This window comes from Corynebacterium uterequi (assembly GCF_001021065.1).
Taxonomy (GTDB): Bacteria; Actinomycetota; Actinomycetes; order Mycobacteriales; family Mycobacteriaceae; genus Corynebacterium; species Corynebacterium uterequi.
On record NZ_CP011546.1, the window covers coordinates 983,388 to 1,000,352 of the forward strand.

Sequence of the window (16,965 nt, forward strand, 5' to 3'; positions counted from 1 at the left end):
TTAGGCTTCAAGAGGAAGCAGCACCGTCGCGTCAAGGAGCCTCTCCATGGTCAAAAAACTGGTCAATGACCCCCATTCCTTTGTAGAAGACTCGCTGCGGGGATTCGCCCGCGCCCATGCCGATCTGGTCGCCGTGGAATCGAACATCGTCATCCGGCGGACGCCGAAGCCCGAAGGGAAAGTAGGCATCATCTCCGGCGGAGGTTCGGGACATGAGCCGCTGCACGCCGGCTTCGTGGGCGTCGGGATGCTCGACGCCGCGGTTCCCGGCGCGGTGTTCACCTCGCCGACGCCGGATCCCATCCTCGCCGCTACCACGGCCGCCGACCACGGTGCGGGCGTGGTCTACCTCGTCAAGAACTACACCGGCGACGTGCTCAACTTTGACACCGCTGCCGAGCTGTCCGAACTATCAGGCATTGAGGTCCGGCAGGTGTTGATTGACGACGACGTCGCCGTGGAAGACTCGCTCTACACGGCCGGTCGGCGCGGAGTGGCCGGCACCTTCCTGGTGGAGAAGGTCGTAGGAGCCTCCGCCGAGCGGGGCGACAGCCTCGATGAGGTGGTTGCGATCGCCGAGCGCGCGGTCGCCAACGTGGCAACGATGGGCTTGGCGCTGGCCCCCTGCACCGTCCCGCACGCGGAGCGCGCCTCCTTCGACCTGGCCGACGACGAGATTGAGTTGGGCGTCGGCATCCACGGGGAACCAGGGCGTCGCACCGCCCCGATGGCGACGGCCGACGAACTCACCGACCAGCTCTTTGACGCCGTCCAGGAGGAACTCGCGCTCACTGCAGGCGAACGCGTCGTCGTGCTCGTTAACGGCCTGGGAGCCACCCCACTCGCTGAGCTATACATCGTGTTCGCGCGGGTGGCGCAGCGACTCGACGAGCTAGGGGTGCAGCTGGTCCGCTCCCACGTCGGCGACGTCGTGACGAGCCTCGACATGGCGGGAGTATCGGTGACGCTCCTGCGGGTCGACGACGAGTTGCTCGATCTCTACGACGCCCCCGCCTGCACCCCGGCGTTTCGCCGCTAACCCCGTAAACCAAGGAGAAAAGTGATGATCGACACGACCTGGGCCATCGACTGGCTCGACCGCTGCGCTGATGTGCTCCACGACCGGCGCGCCGAACTGACCGAATTGGATCGCGCCATCGGCGACGCCGACCACGGCGAAAACCTGGACCGAGGATTCCAGGCTGTTCGCGGGCGCCTGGACCCGGGGGAGTTCGACACCCCGGGGCAGGTCCTCATGATGGCGGCGAAGACGCTCATTTCGACCGTCGGAGGCGCCTCCGGGCCGCTCTACGGCACCGCACTGCTACGAGCAGCGAAGGCCGCGCCGGGGGACGAGCTCGACGCCGCGGGTGTCGCCGCGCTGCTGGCCGCCGCCTGCCAGGGCATCCAGAGCCGCGGCAAGGCCGAGCGTGGAGAGAAAACGATGGTCGATGCGTGGGGGCCCGCCGCCGACGCCGCAGTCGGGGCAGAATCGGCCGTCGCCGCCCTGCGTGCTGCCGCCGATGCCGCCGAACGCGGGGCGGAGGAAACCACCGGGATGCGCGCCACCAAGGGCCGTGCCTCCTACCTCGGGGAGCGTTCAGTCGGGCACAAGGACCCGGGAGCCGCCTCGACGGCGCTCATCCTCCGCGCCGCAGCGGACGCTGCCGCCGACGCCGCAGGGAGGGACGCCTCGTGAGCGTTGCGCTGGTACTCGTGTCCCACTCCGCGGAGCTGGCGAGGGGATTGGCCGAGCTGTGCCAGCAGATGGCCCCGGACGTCGCTATCTCCCCGGTCGGTGGCGATAGCGACGGGGGCTTGGGCACCTCCTATGACGCCATCGACGCCGCGGTGAGAACGCAGCTCGATGCTGGATACGAGGTGCTCGTCATGACCGACCTCGGGTCGGCCACCATGACCGTCGAGGTCGTGCTCGATGACTACAGCGAAGGGGTACGCCTCGCCGACGCGCCCTTCGTGGAGGGAAGCGTGGCGGCCGCCGTGGCGGCTCAACAAGGATCGGATCTCGCCGGTGTCGAGTCGGCCGCGGTGTCCTCGATCGAGGCGTTTCGTCCCCCGGCGGCCGCGGCCGTCGCCGAGGATGCCTACCAGCGGACCGTCGTCGTGCGTGACGCGGATGGATTGCATGCCCGGCCCGCCGCGGTCATCGCGGAGATGGCGGCCGCGGCCGAGGATGGGGTCCAGCTCAACGGGGTTGACGCTGAGTCGGCCCTGCTCATCATGACCCTGGGGTTGCTGGCTGGCGATGAGGTGACCGTCTCCGGTGCGGACCGCGAGGTGGTGGACCGGATCGCGGAGGCGATCGCCGCTGGTATCGACTAGTCGATCTGCCGGACGGCACCCTTATCCGCGGAGGTGGCCATCTTCGCGTAGGCGCGCAGAGCCTTAGACACAGTCCGCTCTCGCTGCGGCGTCCAGGGCTGGTCGCTGGCTTCCATGGCGGCGCGGCGCCGGTCGAGCTCGGCGTCGTCGACGTCGAGGGAGAGCAGACGCTGATGGACATCGATGGTGATCTGGTCGCCGTTTTCGATCAGGCCGATCAACCCGCCGTGGGCGGCCTCTGGGGAAATGTGGCCGACGGACAGGCCCGAGGTGCCGCCGGAAAAACGGCCGTCGGTGATAAGACCGCACTTCTTACCGAGGCCTGCGCCCTTGAGGAAGGACGTCGGGTGCAGCATCTCCTGCATGCCGGGCCCGCCCGCCGGGCCTTCGTAGCGGATGACGACAACCTCACCCTCGCGAACCTCGCGCTTGAGGATCATGGACACGGCGGCCTCCTGGGAGTCCACCACGCGAGCCGGGCCGCTGAAGCGCCACTGCTCCTTCGGCACGCCGGCGGCCTTGACGATCGCGCCGTCGGGTGCGAGATTGCCGCGCAGGACCACGAGTCCGCCGTCGGAAGAGTAAGCGTTGGCCACGGAGCGGATGACGCCGTTGGCGTCGTCGAGGTCGAGTTCCTTCCACCGGGAGTCCTGCGAGAACATCTCCGTCGTGCGGGCGCCGCCCGGGGCCGCGTGGAAGAGTCGGGTGGCATCGTCGGTGGCGTGACCGCCGCGCACGTCGAAGTCCTCGAGCCAGGCTTTCAGGCTCGGGTAGGAGACGGAATGGACGTCATCGTGGAGCTTGCCGGCGCGGTACAGCTCGCCGAGGATGGCCGGGATGCCGCCGGCCCGGTGGACGTCTTCGATATGGGCGGGGCCGTTGGGGGCCACCTTGGTGATGCAGGGAGTGACCCGCGAGATCTCGTCGATGTCCGTGAGATCGAAGTCCACCTCGCCCTCCTGTGCGGCCGCGAGGATGTGCAGGACCGTGTTGGAGGATCCGCCCATGGCCATGTCGAGGGCCATGGCGTTGCGGAAGGCGCTCTTGGTCGCCACCGAGCGGGGCAGGACCGAAGCGTCCTCCTCGCCGTAGTATCGTTGGCACATGTCCATGATGGTTTGGCCAGCCTGCTCGAAGAGGCGCCGGCGGTCCACGTGGGTGGCCAGGGTGGTGCCATTGCCCGGAAGGGACAGCCCCAACGCCTCGGTGAGGCAGTTCATGGAATTGGCCGTGAACATGCCGGAGCACGAGCCGCAGGTGGGGCAAGCGACGGATTCGAGGGCGTCGAGCTCCTCGTCGCTAACCGCCTCGTTGGAAGAGTCAATCATGACGTCGATCAAGTCCAGGCGCTTGTCATCGAGGCGGCCAGCTTCCATCGGACCACCAGAGACGAAAATGGCCGGGATGTTCAGCCGCAGTGCCGCGTTGAGCATGCCTGGGGTGATCTTGTCGCAGTTAGAGATGCACACCATCGCGTCCGCAGTGTGGGCGTTGACCATGTATTCGACGCTGTCGGCGATGATTTCGCGGCTGGGCAGGGAGTACAACATGCCGCCGTGACCCATGGCGATGCCGTCGTCGACGGCGATGGTGTTGAACTCCTTGGGCACGCCACCTGCGGCGCGCACGGCCTCGGCAACGACGCTGCCGACGTCCTTGAGGCCCACATGCCCCGGGACGAACTGCGTGTACGAGTTCACAATCGCGATGATCGGCTTGCCGAACTCATGGTCCTGGGTTCCGGTGGCGCGCCACAGGGCGCGGGCGCCGGCAGCCTGGCGGCCGACGGTCGTCACTGCTGAGCGAAGCGGAAACACGATGGGGAGCTCCTTTACGTGCGGTTTTGGTCTGTCGAATCGAGGTGCTCGTGATACTGGTCTTGCGTCATGAGGACGCTGTGTCCCTCTCGATCGATGACCTCCACCTTACCGTCGGCCGCTTCCGCGGCCGCCGTCACCACGTCCGGAATCCGCCCGCCCGACGCTTCCGACAACGCGGGTAGGCGGCTGAAGGTGATTCCGGGAAGCGCGAAGCGGGAGCCGTCCGTGGCGGTGGCCAGGGCCGTCGACCGGACGAAGGCGATACCTGCGAGCTCAGTCCAGGGCAATGAGCGACTCCGTCGGAAGGCGTAGCGGGTGGATAGGCCCGACTCATCCACCGTGGTGCGCGCTCGCAGCGCCCAGTAGGCGAAGAGTGCCGGCGCGAGGAGAAGCCACCACAGCTTGGCGGGGGCCCAGCCAATAATGATGATCGCGATCATCGCGAGCACGGCGGCGGCGAGCAGGTTCCCGCGATCGGGGCGGAAGGTTACTGCGGTTTTCATGGTTGACCACAGTAGCGGATTGCTAGAACGGCAAGGGCGACGCCGGGGTCGTCGTGGTGGAGGTGAGGGAATCCCTGGTCGGTTCGGCATCGGCGGGCGGGGCCTCAGAGCTGTTGGGCGTCGTCGGAGCCGGAGTTGAGGCCGGCGTCGTCGGCGGCACAGGTTCGGGGCTGGGCTGTGGTTCAGGCGTGGGGGACGTCACCGGCTCAGACGACTCGACGGTGGACTCCGTGGGCTCGACGGTCGTCAGGCCGAACACGGGGGGAGCGAGGATGCCGGAGATTTGTCGGCCATCCTCCACTTCGACGCTGATGACGAGGATGCGCACGAGCAGCAGCGCGGCGAAGGTGAGCAGCAGCCAGACCGTCGAGGTTCGGACTTGGCGCAACGATGAGACGATGGCTCGGTGCCAGGGGACCGGGGTGGTATCCGGCTTCGGAGCCTGTAGCGCCTCCGGCGCGGCGGCCGGGTCTTCTTCGGCGCGGTGGCGGCCGGAGTTGTTGGATTCCGCGCGCGGTGGTGGGGCGACGGCGTGGAACTGCTGGGTCGGGGCCGGGCGGGTGATGGTTTCCCGGACGTGGCCGGTGGCTGTGGTAGCGGAGCCGTACTCCTCCCAGAACTCTTCAAGGATCGCCAGCCGAACCGCGCGTTCGACCATCCACTGGCTGCCGGCGGTGACCTGGATCATGAAGCGCATGTCCACCGTCCAGGGCATGCCGACGGTGGTGGGTGGATTGACGGCCGTCGCGGGCTGGACGATGAGCTCGTCGCGCAGCTCGGCAGCGATGTCCGGGGCGAGCAGTGCTCGACGGGTGGCCTGCTCGGCGCGTTCGGCGGCCTCCTGAGGGCTTCGGGAGCCCAGCAGGGGCACCTGCATGACGACGACGGCGCGGGACCAGTAGTTCGACGCGTTGATGCACACCCGGGCCACGGAATTGGGGATGGTCACCGTTTCCTCCGCCAGCGTGCGAATGGTCGTAGCGCGCATGGTGATGGAAATCACAGTGCCTTCCACCTTGACGCCACTGCCCTCGAAGCGAACCCAGTCGCCGACACCGTATTGCTTCTCCGAGAGGACAAAGAAGCCGGCCAGGAAGTCCGCGATGATGGACTGGGCGCCGAAACCGACAGCAGCCGACACGACGGTGGCGGGGATAGCCGCCCCGGCGAGCGAGAATCCGATCTGCTGGAGAAAGGCCAGCGTGAGAACGAAGTAGAGGATGATCTGGGCGACGTAGATGCCTACCCCGGCGAAGGCGAGGGAGGATTTGGACTCATCCTCGTCCTGTGAATAGGTCACAGACTCCTTGACCACTCGCTCGGCGAAGCGGCCCGCGCGGGGGATGAGCAGCGCCAACATGATGATGAGCGCGAGGTTGATGCCCGTGGACGCCAGCCAGGACCACACGAGGTGGAGGATGTAGCTTGCCAACATGGTCAACAGCTTAAGGGGGCGGCCTGTGAAAAAGTTGGGGGTGTGCTGCCTAACACTGCCGTCCGAGGTGTAATGTGTGGTGCATGATCATCGAGCTAATTCTTGTAGTACCCACTCGGCGCTTGCCGTAGGGGCGACTACCTGAACTCGCTCACCTCGATAAGCGCCCTCGCCAGCACCCACCCTTAGTGCTGAGACGAGGGCATTGTCATTACCTAGGCCGACCAACTCTAGGAACCCCGATCACGACCGTCAGACACGTAAGTTAAGGAGCTTGAGACCGTGGCACCTTCCACCACGCCCACTCCGGCTGATGCCGCCGCTGCACAGCCTCAGCAGTCCACCACGGAGCGCATGAACGGCGCACAGGCCGTCGTTCGATCGTTGGAAAACCTGGGAACCGACGTGGTGTTCGGTCTCCCCGGCGGCGCGGTGCTTCCGCTGTACGACGCCCTGTATGAGTCGACCACGTTGCGCCACGTCCTCGTTCGCCACGAGCAGGGTGCCGGCCACGCAGCCGAAGGGTACGCGCTGGCCTCGGGCCGGGTGGGCGTGTGCATCGCCACCTCCGGGCCGGGGGCAACGAACCTGGTGACGGCCATCGCCGACGCGCAGTTGGATTCCGTCCCCATGGTGGCTATCACTGGCCAGGTCGGTCGGGGGCTGTTGGGGACCGACGCGTTCCAGGAGGCCGATACCCGCGGCGTCACCATGCCCATCACGAAGCACAACATGATGGTCACGGACGCCAGCCAGATTCCCGCCACCATCGCCGAGGCCTTCCACATCGCCGGCACGGGCCGCCCGGGCCCGGTCGTTGTCGACATTCCCAAGGACATCCAGAACGCCGAGTTCGAGTTCAGCTGGCCGCCGGAGCTGAACCTGCCCGGATATAAGCCAGTGACGTCGCCGCATTCGCGGCAGATCGCCCAGGCCGTGAAGATGATTCAGGCGGCCGAGCGCCCGGTGCTCTACATCGGCGGCGGTGTCATCAAGGCCAACGCTTCCGCCGAGCTGCGTGCCTTCGCCGAATACGCCAACATTCCCGTCGTCACCACGCTCATGGCCCTGGGTGCTTTCCCGGATTCGCACGAATTGCACATGGGTATGCCGGGTATGCACGGCACCGTTCCGGCGGTTGCGGCCATGCAGAAGTCGGACCTGCTCATCACCATTGGCGCCCGCTTTGACGATCGAGTCACCGGCGAGACGGAGTCCTTCGCCCCGGACGCCAAGGTCATCCACGCCGACGTCGACCCGGCGGAGATCGGCAAGATCCGCGCCGTCGACGTGCCCATCGTCGGCGACGCGAAGCGGGTCCTGCACACGCTCGACGCCAATTATCGAGCCGCGACCGCCGACGGGGCTCCGTCGCACGCGACGTGGCTGCGTTACCTCGCCGGCCTCAAGGAGCGGTTCCCGCGGGGCTATGAGGAGCAGCCGGATGGCCAGCTCAGCCCGCAGCGCGTCATCGAAACCCTGTCGAAGGAGGTCGGCCCCGACGCCATCTATGTGGCCGGTGTCGGCCAGCACCAGATGTGGGCGGCGCAGTTCGTCGATTTCGAGCACCCCCGCACCTGGCTCAACTCCGGCGGCCTGGGGACCATGGGCTACGCGGTTCCCGCGGCGCTCGGCGCTAAGGCGGCAATGCCGGAGAAGGAAGTCTGGGCGATCGACGGCGATGGCTGCTTCCAGATGACCAACCAGGAGCTGACGACGGCGGCAGTTGAGGGGCTGCCCGTCAAGGTGGCGCTCATCAACAACGGCAACCTGGGCATGGTCCGGCAGTGGCAGACGCTGTTCTACGACGGCCATTACTCGCACACGAAGCTGCGCAACCAAGGCGAGTACGTTCCGGACTTTGTCCGCTTGTCCGAGGGCTTGGGGTGCGCGGCCATCCGCGTGACGAAGGAAGAGGAGATCCTGCCGGCGATCCGTCAGGCCCGGGAGATCAATGACCGGCCCGTCGTCATCGATTTCATCGTCGGCGAGGACGCCCAGGTGTGGCCCATGATCGCCGCCGGGTCGTCGAACTCGGACATCGAGTACGCCCGCGGGCTGCGCCCGGACTTCGACGAGGACTCCGCCGGGGCCTCGCCCGAAGAGATCGATGACGCCCTCGGCGAAGCCATGAACCAGGCAGCAGAGAAGTAAAGGAGAAACCCATGACTGACATCACCCGACACATTCTCTCTGTCCAGGTCGAGGACGTCGACGGCATCATCTCTCGGGTCACGGCCATGTTCACCCGCCGCAGCTTCAACCTCGTGTCGCTGGTGACGGCGAAGACGGAGAACCCGGACCTGCAGCGGCTGACGATCGTCGTGGACGCCGACGACCACTCGATTGAGCAGATCACCAAGCAGCTCAACAAGCTCATTCAGGTCATCAAGGTCGTCCGCCTCGACGACGATAACACCATCGCGCGGGCCCTCATGCTCGTGAAAGTCAACGCGAACAACGCGAACCGGCCGCAGGTCGTGGACGCGGCCAACATCTTCCGCGCCCGGGTCGTGGATGTTGCGCCGGACTCGGTCGTCATTGAGGCCACGGGTTCGCCGGAGAAGCTGCGCGCGCTGCTCGACGTGTTGGAGAGCTTCGGCATCCGTGAGCTGGTCCGCTCCGGTCTCGTGGCGCTCAACCGCGGGCCTAAGACGATGGCCCCGTCACGCTAAACTGTCCACATGGTGAGATAATTTGCGAGGATTGTCTCACCTGATGGATGACTTGTGTGACGATGTGTGGCACAATGGACGAACAATACTCAATCTCAGCGAAAGGTACGACCACAAACATGGCTATTGAGGTTTTCTACGACAACGACGCCGATCTCTCCATCATCCAGGGCAAGAAGGTCGCCGTCATCGGCTACGGCTCCCAGGGGCATGCCCACGCCAAGAACCTGCGCGACTCCGGCGTCGAGGTCGTCATCGGCCTGCGCGAGGGCTCGAAGTCCGCGGCGAAGGCGGCCGAGGCCGGCTTCGAGGTGAAGTCCAATGCGGAGGCCGCCAAGTGGGCCAACGTCATCATGATCCTCGCCCCGGACACCACCCAGGCCGAGCTCTTTGCTGAGGAGATCGAACCGAACTTGGAGCCGGGCGACGCCCTGTTCTTCGCACACGGCCTCAACATCCACTTCGGCAAGATCAAGCCCGCCGAGGACATCATCGTGGCGATGGCCGCCCCGAAGGGCCCGGGTCACCTCGTCCGCCGCACCTACGTTGACGGCAAGGGCGTCCCGGCGCTCATCGCCGTCGCGCAGGACCCGCAGGGCAACGCGAAGGATCTGGCGCTGTCCTACGCCGCCGGCCTCGGTGCCGCCCGCGCAGGTGTCATCTACACCACCTTCAAGGAAGAGACCGAGACCGACCTCTTCGGCGAGCAGGCCGTGCTCTGTGGTGGTCTGGAGAAGCTCATCTCCACCGGCTTCGAGGTCCTCACCGAGGCGGGCTACGCGCCCGAGATGGCCTACTTCGAGGTGCTGCACGAGATGAAGCTCATTGTGGACCTGGTCTACGAGGGCGGCATCGCCAACATGAACTACTCCATCTCCGAGACCGCCGAGCTCGGCGGCTACGAGGCCGGCCCCCGGGTCATCACCGAGGACACCAAGAAGGCCATGCAGGACGTCCTCAAGGACATCCAGGACGGTTCCTTCGTCGAGCGCATGTTCTCCGACGTCGCCGCTGGTCAGCCGCGCATGAAGGCCTACCGTGAGGAGATCGCCGCTCACCCGATTGAGGAGACCGGCGCGAAGATGCGCGACATGATGAGCTGGGTCAAGGTTGACGCCCGCTCCGAAACTGCTTAGGCGCATTCCCAACCATCGCCTGAACCGCCCCCTGCCACGCCGAAGTGGCAGGGGGCGGTTGCGTGGCTACACTAACGGTCATGGCCTTTACCACGCCCAGCTATTACCTGTCGGAACTGTTTGACCGCATCGACCGCGGTGAGCTTCAGCTACCCGACTTTCAACGCAGTTACGGGTGGGATGTAGACAAGATCCGCAACCTGGTCGTCACGGTCCTCCGTGGGTACCCGGTGGGCGCCATGATGGCGCTCGATACTCGTGATGAGCCGGTCCGTTTCCGGTCCCGTCCCCTGACCGGCGCCCCGGCTACCGATAGTGCCCCCGGCATCATGCTGCTCGACGGTCAGCAGCGTCTGACGAGCCTCTACCTCTGCTTCCAAGGCAGCGGGTTGGTCGACACGGTGGACTTCCGCGCCAAGCGCATCCGCCGCCGCTTCTTCGTCAACGTGACCACCGCCGTCTCCGAGGACGTGCTGCCGGACGAAGCCGTGTTCACGGTGGATGAGGATGGCTATGTCACGTCGCACTTTGGCCCGGCGATCGACTACCCGCTGGCCACGCGCGAGCAGCAGGTGGCTGCGGGGTGTGTGCCTGTGGATTCGCTGCTCGGCCAGGAGGGGGCGAACCTCCTCTTCGACATCGCGGTGGACGCCGACGCCGAGGTGCGCGAGGCCATCAAGGTCTTCCACCACCGGATCGTGGCACCGCTGGCCGGTTATTCCATCCCGATGATCCGCCTGTCGCGCGAGACAGCGCAGACCGGCATCGGCGCGATCTTCGCCCACGCGAACTCCCCGGGCCTGGAATTCGATATCTTCGAGCTGCTCACTGCGGTCTTCGCCGTGGAGGATCCCTCCTTCTCCCTGGCCAGCGCCTACGAGGAGATCGTTGCCCCGATGCGCGAGGTGCCGGTGCTTGCCGGGGTTGACCGCACCCAGTTCCTGAAGGCGCTCACCTTGGTCGTCACCGCCCGTCGCGGCGTGCCCGGTGCGCTGCGGGAGGACATCTTGACCATGAGCCTGTCTGACTGGCACGAGCAGGCCTCGGTCGTGGTCCAAGGCTTCCTGCGGGCGGCGCAGTTCCTGACCAAACGGTGCATCTTCACCGCCGACCAGGTTCCCTACATTTCCCAGCTCGTGCCGCTGGCCGCGTGCCTGGCGCTGCTCGACGACGCCGAGGGCCAGCTGTCGCGCCAGGAGATGGAGGACCGGCTCAATCTGTGGTTCTGGTCCGGCGTGTTCGGGGAGCTCTACGGATCCTCCGCCGTGACCATTCGCTCGGCTCGCGACGTCGACGAGCTGTGCACGTGGCTGCTGGTCAGCGACGCGGAAACCCCGAAGACGGTGCGCGATGCTCGCTTCGCGGAGTCACGGCTGTTCTCGGTGGTGCCGGATTCCGGCGTGTGGCGCGGTATCTTCGCACTGCTCATGGCGCGCGGTGCCCTCGATTGGCGCACGGGCAAGCCCTTTAGTGCGGAGACGGTGGAGGAACTCCAGCCCGGTTTCGAAACGATCTTCCCGCTGGCGTGGTGCCAGCGCCACGGAGTTGATTCCGTGCTGGCGGAGTCGGTGCTCAACCGCACCCCGATGAGCAAGCGCACCGAGGCGGTTCTCGGTGGCTACGACCCCACCCGCTACTTGCCGCGAGTGCAGTCGAAGTCGGTCATGGAGGACGATGAGTTCGACGCGGTGCTCGCCTCCCATGAGCTCGACCCGGAGTTGTTGCACCGCTCGCGGGCGGCGGAGACCTTCGAGGAGCGGCGCCGGCGCCTCGTCGGCATGGTGGAGTACGCCATTGACCGCCCGGTAATCCGCGACGTCGATGAGTCTAACTTTGCGGCCGGTTCCGAAGGGCCGAATGCGTTCGGATAGAGCGCGTCGAGCCGGGTTGGCCGTCGCCCTCGTGGCGGCGGCATGCGTCGGCTGTGCCTCAGCCGACGACGGCCCCCTGTCCCCAGCCGAGCTCGCCGTGGTCAACCGCGACCGGCACGTGGATCCAGCCTTCCCCCGTCACCCGGTGGTGGTGGGGGACGTCACTGGCTTGGAAACCTCGCGGCTGTTGTTCGACACGTCGGTGTCGGCGATCGTCGCGGAAAACGATCCGGCCGCGAAGCTGCGGGCGGCCTCTTTGGCCGTCTTCGCGCACTCGCCGATGTTGGTGTATGAGCGTCACCGTCACGCGGACATCATCACAGAGCTGCGACGCCTGGGGGCGTTGCGCATCGTGCTCGTTGGCGAAGTGGGGATCGCTGAATCTTCAGGCACCCCGACGGTGTTTCGAGACCCCGGTGGCCTTGACGCCCTGGGGGACATGACGGCCTTTCGTTTCACCGAGCGCGTCATTGACGATCCGCAGGAAGCCGTAACTGCATTGATCGATCTGGACGGGCGCGAGCCGATTCTCCTACGCACCTCGTGGGACGAGGTCAGCACCGATCCGAACTCCCGCGTTCGGCCGTTGCCGGTCCAGACCCGACGCGACGGCCTCAACTCCCCGGTAGCCATCGCGACGGTGGATACCCCGTTAGCCTCGATCGCTAACGCTCGGGCGTACGGGGCGAAAGTGCGGTTGGTCGACGGAGTGGATCCGCGCGCGTCGTGGACGACTTTCGAAGCGACCGTCGGCTTAAGTGATCAACCCCTGTTGGCCCTGGGCAGGGATTTCGGTACCGACGAACACCTAGCAGCGGCGATCGCCGAAGCAGAGGCGGCGGTGGGGGTACGTCGCTAGCCCCAATCGTGGAAGCGACCGGCGCCGTGTGGTTGGATACCAGGTATTGGATACCGCTATAGAAATTCCAGGAGGGATGATTCCCGTGTCCAAGCCCGTCGTGTTGATCGCCGACAAACTCTCTCAGTCCACCGTTGATGCCCTGGGACAAGGCGTGGAAGTGCGCTGGGTTGACGGTCCCAACCGCGCCGAGCTGCTCGCCGCGGTACCCGAGGCCGACGCCCTGCTCGTCCGTTCGGCGACCACCGTCGACGAGGAGGTCCTCGCGCAGGCGTCGAAACTCAAGATCGTCGGCCGGGCGGGGGTGGGACTCGACAACGTAGACATCGACGCCGCCACCGAGCGGGGCGTCATGGTCGTCAACGCACCCACCTCGAACATCCACTCCGCGTGCGAACACGCCGTCACCTTGCTGCTGGCCACCGCCCGCCAGATCCCGGCGGCGGACAAGACGCTGCGAGCAGGGCAGTGGAAGCGCTCCGCCTTCAAAGGCGTGGAGATCTTTGGCAAAACCGTGGGCATCGTCGGCTTCGGCCACATCGGGCAGCTGTTCGCCCAGCGCTTGCGTGCTTTCGAAACGCAGATCATCGCCCACGATCCCTACGCCAACCCGGCCCGGGCCGCCCAACTGGGCGTCGAGCTGGTGAGCCTGCCGGAGCTGATGGAGCGCTCCGACTTCGTGACCATCCACCTTCCCAAGACGAAGGAGACGGCCGGCATGTTCGGGGCAGAATTGCTGGCGAAGTCCAAGCCCGGACAGATCATTGTCAACGCCGCGCGCGGCGGCCTGGTCGACGAGCAGGCGCTTGCCGATGCGATTAAGGCCGGGCGGATCCGGGGAGCTGGTTTCGACGTCTACGCCACGGAGCCGTGCACCGATTCGCCGCTATTCGGCCTCGACGAGGTAGTCGTTACGCCCCACCTCGGAGCGTCCACCGCGGAGGCGCAGGATCGAGCCGGCACCGATGTCGCCGCGTCCGTGCTCAAGGCGTTAGCGGGGGAGTTTGTCCCGGACGCGGTGAACGTCGTCGGCGGCCCGGTCGGCGAAGAGGTGTCTCTCTGGCTCAACCTTGTGCGCAAGCTCGGGCTCATGGCGGGTTCGCTGCTGCACGGCGCCCCCGACACCCTGGAGGTGCAGGCGCGAGGCGAGCTGTCGAGCGAGGACGTCTCCGTGCTGGGGCTCGCGGCCGTGCGTGGCCTCTTCCAGAGCGTGACCGCGGAACCGGTCACCTTCGTCAATGCGCCGCAGATCGCCGCGGACCGCGGATTGACCTACCGGACGTCGACGGCGGCCGAATCCGTCTCCCACCGGTCCGCGGTGGAGGTCCGGGTCATCGCGGCTGACGGTGAGGCGGTGTCCGTGGTCGGTGCCCTGACCGGGCTCAACCGCCTGGAGAAGATCGTCCGCCTCGGCGGTCGGGGTCTTGACATGCGGGCGATCGGGATCAATCTGCTGCTTAGCTACGACGACGTGCCCGGTGCGCTGGGCAAGGCGGGATCGATCATCGGCGAGCAGGGTATCAACATCGACGCGGCGGCCCTGTCGCAGACGCCGGATGGGGCCGGTGCCACGCTCATCCTGCGGGTGGAGCGGGAGCTACCCGAAGACGTCGTCGCTCGCATTGCAGAAGCCCTCTCCGCAGAGGCTGTTCAAATCGATCTGGATTAAACGGTTGAGTAGCGGAGGAATATCCGGTTAGCTGGCTGGCTATTTGCTGTGGAATAGTAAGGGGGCTGGTTAACGGGCATTACCGTGATGCCCGCCGAATCGAGTAATCGAGGAGACCCCTCTATGACTATTGCTAACCCCCCGCGCCCGGTGGGCGACCGGGGGCGGGAACCCGACGTCGAGTACACCGTCGTCGACGGCGTCGAGCACCCCGTCGCCGTCCGACCGCAGCGGATAATCGGTACGGGAGAAAAAATCTTCCTGGCCGTCGCCGCTATTCTCGCTGCCGCGGGATGGGCTGCCATCGCCCTGGGCCGCGGCGAGACCATCAGCTCCGTGTGGCTGGTGTTCGCCGCAGTCGGTTCCTACATCATCGGCTATTCCCTCTACGCCCGGCTCATCGAATACAACGTCGTCAAGCCGCGTAACACCCGGGCGACGCCGGCCGAGTACGTCAACGACGGCAAGGACTACGTTCCGACCGATCGTCGCGTCCTTTTCGGCCACCACTTCGCCGCCATCGCCGGTGCCGGCCCGCTCGTCGGCCCCGTCATGGCTGCCCAGATGGGCTACCTGCCGGGCACGCTGTGGATCGTCCTCGGCGTGATTTTCGCCGGCGCGGTCCAGGATTACCTGGTGCTGTGGGTGTCTACCCGGCGCCGTGGCCGCTCGCTGGGCCAGATGATCCGCGACGAGATGGGACGCATCGGCGGAACCGCCGGCATTCTGGCCACCCTGGCGATCATGATTATCATCATCGCCGTGCTGGCGCTCATCATCGTCAACGCGTTGGCGGAGAGCCCGTGGGGCGTGTTCTCCATCGCCATGACCATTCCGATCGCGCTGTTCATGGGCCTGTACCTGCGCTACTTGCGCCCGGGCCGGGTCAGCGAGGTGTCCGTTATTGGCGTCGTGCTGCTGCTGGCGTCGATCATCGGCGGCGGCTGGGTGTCCTCCACGGAGTGGGGCATTGCGGTATTCACCCTGAGCAAGGAAGCCCTGGCGGTGTGCATCATCGCGTACGGCATCATCGCCGCCATCCTGCCGGTGTGGCTGTTGCTGGCGCCGCGTGACTACCTGTCTACCTTCATGAAGATCGGTGTCATTGCCCTGCTCGCCATCGCCATTCTGGTGGAGCGGCCCGATGTGCAGATGCCGTCCGTCACCGTCTTCGCCACCTCCGGTGGCGGCCCGGTGTTCTCCGGTAGCCTGTTCCCCTTCCTCTTCATCACTATCGCCTGTGGTGCGTTGTCGGGCTTCCACGCCCTGATCTCCTCGGGTACCACTCCTAAGCTCATTGAGAAGGAATCCCACATGCGTGCCATCGGCTACGGCGGCATGCTCATGGAGTCCTTCGTGGCCGTCATGGCGCTCATCACGGCCGTGGTTATCGATCGCCACATGTACTTTGCGATGAACGCCCCGGCCGCGCTGACCGGCGGCACCGCCCAGGGTGCGGCCGAGTTCGTGGCCGGCCTGCACCTGCCGGGTGATCCGGTGACGGCAGCCGAGCTCGACGCCGCGGCGGCGGCCGTCGGCGAGCACACCATCGTCTCCCGCACCGGCGGTGCGCCGACGCTCGCCTTCGGCATGAGCCAGATCATGACGGACATCACCGGCAACGCGGCCCTGCAGTCCTTCTGGTACCACTTCGCCATCATGTTTGAGGCACTGTTCATCCTCACCACCGTCGACGCTGGCACCCGCGTCGCCCGGTTCATGATGACCGACGCCCTGTCGAACGTCCCGGGCCTCGGTAAGTTCGCCGACACCAACTGGCGGCTGGGTTCGTGGATCGCCACCCTCGCGGTGTGCGCGCTGTGGGGAGCGATCCTCATCATGGGCGTCACCGACCCGCTGGGCGGCATCAACGTGCTCTTCCCGCTGTTCGGCATCGCCAACCAGCTCCTTGCCGCCATGGCGCTGGCCCTGGTCATGGTCATTGTTGTCAAGAAGGGCTACTACCGGTGGGCCTGGATCCCCGGCGTGCCCTTGGTGTGGGATCTCATCGTCACCATGACGGCCTCCTGGCAGAAGATTTTCCATTCCGATCCCTCCATTGGTTACTGGGCGCAGCACGCCCGCTTCAAGGAGGCCGCACAGCAAGGGTTGGAGTCCTTCGGCTCCGCATCGAGCCCGGAGGCGATCGACGCCGTGGTGCGTAACACGTTCATCCAGGGCTGCCTGTCCATCCTGTTCGCGGTGCTGGTGCTCGTGGTGGTCGGCACGGCGGTCGTCGTGTGCCTGCAGGCGATTCGCCAAGGCGACGTCGACGACAGCGAGGATGACGAACACCCGTCGACGCTGTTCCTTCCCGTCGGGATGATGGCCACCCCGCGCGAGAAGGAGGTCATGAAGGCCTACGGTATCGACCCCGTGAGCACGGGAGGCCACTAGTGGTTGCCGCGCTCAAGTCGGTGCTCTGGTACGTCCGTGAGCTCATGGGCGACCATGACTACGAGAAGTACTGCGCTCATCTGCGAGAGCACCACCCGGGGGCGCCGGTACCGACCGAGCGCGAGTACTGGCGGGCGCGCTACGCCGAACAAGACGCGAACCCGGGGGCGCGCTGCTGCTAATACCGCCGATGACAGGTGGGGTCCTTGAGCAGGCCGCTGCTACACTACCGATATCCGGTTAGTGAGAAAGGAATC

At 66.1% G+C, this 16,965-nt stretch carries 14 protein-coding genes; 11 read left to right on the forward strand and 3 right to left on the reverse strand.

The window, feature by feature from the left end; genetic code table 11:
• Positions 1 to 46: 46 nt before the first annotated feature.
• Genes dhaK through dhaM form a run of 3 tightly spaced genes read left to right on the forward strand, consistent with a single transcriptional unit; the run spans position 47 to position 2,343 of the window.
• Positions 47 to 1,039, forward strand: coding sequence for a dihydroxyacetone kinase subunit DhaK (dhaK, locus tag CUTER_RS04605; RefSeq protein WP_047259432.1), 993 nt, complete (start codon positions 47 to 49; stop codon positions 1,037 to 1,039).
• A gap of 24 nt (positions 1,040 to 1,063) precedes the next feature.
• A complete protein-coding gene (gene dhaL, locus CUTER_RS04610; RefSeq protein WP_201775051.1) occupies positions 1,064 to 1,699 on the forward strand; it encodes a dihydroxyacetone kinase subunit DhaL in 636 nt (211 codons plus the stop codon).
• Entirely contained in the window at positions 1,696 to 2,343 is a 648-nt protein-coding gene (dhaM, locus tag CUTER_RS04615; RefSeq protein ID WP_047259434.1) for a dihydroxyacetone kinase phosphoryl donor subunit DhaM, read from the forward strand. The genes dhaL and dhaM overlap by 4 nt, the downstream gene beginning before the upstream one ends.
• Here the strand turns inward: dhaM and ilvD are convergent.
• The 3 genes from ilvD to CUTER_RS04630 are packed head-to-tail and all read right to left on the reverse strand — an operon-like array spanning position 2,340 to position 6,101.
• Positions 2,340 to 4,160 carry a dihydroxy-acid dehydratase gene (ilvD, locus tag CUTER_RS04620; RefSeq protein WP_201775052.1) on the reverse strand — a complete coding sequence of 607 codons (1,821 nt, stop codon included), beginning with the start codon at positions 4,158 to 4,160 and terminating at the stop codon, positions 2,340 to 2,342. The two genes, dhaM and ilvD, sit on opposite strands and share 4 nt — an antisense overlap.
• A 14-nt stretch (positions 4,161 to 4,174) precedes the next feature.
• Positions 4,175 to 4,666 (reverse strand): PH domain-containing protein, encoded by a 492-nt coding sequence (locus tag CUTER_RS04625; RefSeq protein WP_047259436.1) that lies wholly within the window; start codon positions 4,664 to 4,666, stop codon positions 4,175 to 4,177.
• A 22-nt stretch (positions 4,667 to 4,688) separates the two neighbouring features.
• Complete coding sequence (locus CUTER_RS04630) at positions 4,689 to 6,101, reverse strand: mechanosensitive ion channel family protein (protein WP_052844033.1); 1,413 nt, start codon at positions 6,099 to 6,101, stop codon at positions 4,689 to 4,691.
• Positions 6,102 to 6,383: 282 nt separating this feature from the next.
• Here CUTER_RS04630 and CUTER_RS04635 point away from each other — a divergent pair, with 282 nt between their 5' ends.
• The 8 genes from CUTER_RS04635 to CUTER_RS04670 all read left to right on the forward strand — a co-directional run bounded on the left by CUTER_RS04635 (position 6,384) and on the right by CUTER_RS04670 (position 16,890).
• Positions 6,384 to 8,255: an acetolactate synthase large subunit gene (locus CUTER_RS04635; RefSeq protein WP_047259437.1), complete on the forward strand. Its 1,872-nt coding sequence runs from the start codon at positions 6,384 to 6,386 to the stop codon at positions 8,253 to 8,255.
• A gap of 11 nt (positions 8,256 to 8,266) precedes the next feature.
• On the forward strand, positions 8,267 to 8,776 hold the full coding sequence (gene ilvN / locus CUTER_RS04640) for an acetolactate synthase small subunit (RefSeq protein WP_047259438.1): 510 nt from the start codon (positions 8,267 to 8,269) through the stop codon (positions 8,774 to 8,776).
• 119 nt (positions 8,777 to 8,895) lie between these two features.
• Positions 8,896 to 9,912: a ketol-acid reductoisomerase gene (gene ilvC, locus CUTER_RS04645; RefSeq protein WP_047259439.1), complete on the forward strand. Its 1,017-nt coding sequence runs from the start codon at positions 8,896 to 8,898 to the stop codon at positions 9,910 to 9,912.
• A gap of 80 nt (positions 9,913 to 9,992) precedes the next feature.
• Positions 9,993 to 11,783, forward strand: coding sequence for a DUF262 domain-containing protein (locus CUTER_RS04650; RefSeq protein WP_047259440.1), 1,791 nt, complete (start codon positions 9,993 to 9,995; stop codon positions 11,781 to 11,783).
• A complete protein-coding gene (locus tag CUTER_RS04655; protein ID WP_047259441.1) occupies positions 11,770 to 12,642 on the forward strand; it encodes a hypothetical protein in 873 nt (290 codons plus the stop codon). Before CUTER_RS04650 ends, CUTER_RS04655 begins: the two co-directional genes overlap by 14 nt.
• 76 nt (positions 12,643 to 12,718) lie before the next feature.
• Positions 12,719 to 14,311, forward strand: coding sequence for a phosphoglycerate dehydrogenase (serA, locus tag CUTER_RS04660; protein ID WP_047259442.1), 1,593 nt, complete (start codon positions 12,719 to 12,721; stop codon positions 14,309 to 14,311).
• Positions 14,312 to 14,434: 123 nt separating this feature from the next.
• Complete coding sequence (locus tag CUTER_RS04665; RefSeq protein WP_047259443.1) at positions 14,435 to 16,708, forward strand: carbon starvation CstA family protein; 2,274 nt, start codon at positions 14,435 to 14,437, stop codon at positions 16,706 to 16,708.
• On the forward strand, positions 16,708 to 16,890 hold the full coding sequence (locus CUTER_RS04670; RefSeq protein WP_047259444.1) for a YbdD/YjiX family protein: 183 nt from the start codon (positions 16,708 to 16,710) through the stop codon (positions 16,888 to 16,890). Before CUTER_RS04665 ends, CUTER_RS04670 begins: the two co-directional genes overlap by 1 nt.
• Positions 16,891 to 16,965: the final 75 nt, after the last annotated feature.

What these genes read in the sequence shown, in the direction of transcription:
- dhaK (WP_047259432.1), top strand. Translation starts at nt 47, where the DNA reads ATGGTCAAAAAACTGGTCAATGACCCCCATTCCTTTGTAGAAGACTCG.
- dhaL (WP_201775051.1), top strand. Translation starts at nt 1,064, where the DNA reads ATGATCGACACGACCTGGGCCATCGACTGGCTCGACCGCTGCGCTGAT.
- CUTER_RS04625 (WP_047259436.1), bottom strand. Translation starts at nt 4,666, where the DNA reads ATGAAAACCGCAGTAACCTTCCGCCCCGATCGCGGGAACCTGCTCGCC.
- CUTER_RS04630 (WP_052844033.1), bottom strand. Translation starts at nt 6,101, where the DNA reads ATGTTGGCAAGCTACATCCTCCACCTCGTGTGGTCCTGGCTGGCGTCC.
- ilvN (WP_047259438.1), top strand. Translation starts at nt 8,267, where the DNA reads ATGACTGACATCACCCGACACATTCTCTCTGTCCAGGTCGAGGACGTC.
- ilvC (WP_047259439.1), top strand. Translation starts at nt 8,896, where the DNA reads ATGGCTATTGAGGTTTTCTACGACAACGACGCCGATCTCTCCATCATC.
- CUTER_RS04650 (WP_047259440.1), top strand. Translation starts at nt 9,993, where the DNA reads ATGGCCTTTACCACGCCCAGCTATTACCTGTCGGAACTGTTTGACCGC.
- CUTER_RS04655 (WP_047259441.1), top strand. Translation starts at nt 11,770, where the DNA reads ATGCGTTCGGATAGAGCGCGTCGAGCCGGGTTGGCCGTCGCCCTCGTG.
- serA (WP_047259442.1), top strand. Translation starts at nt 12,719, where the DNA reads ATGATTCCCGTGTCCAAGCCCGTCGTGTTGATCGCCGACAAACTCTCT.
- CUTER_RS04665 (WP_047259443.1), top strand. Translation starts at nt 14,435, where the DNA reads ATGACTATTGCTAACCCCCCGCGCCCGGTGGGCGACCGGGGGCGGGAA.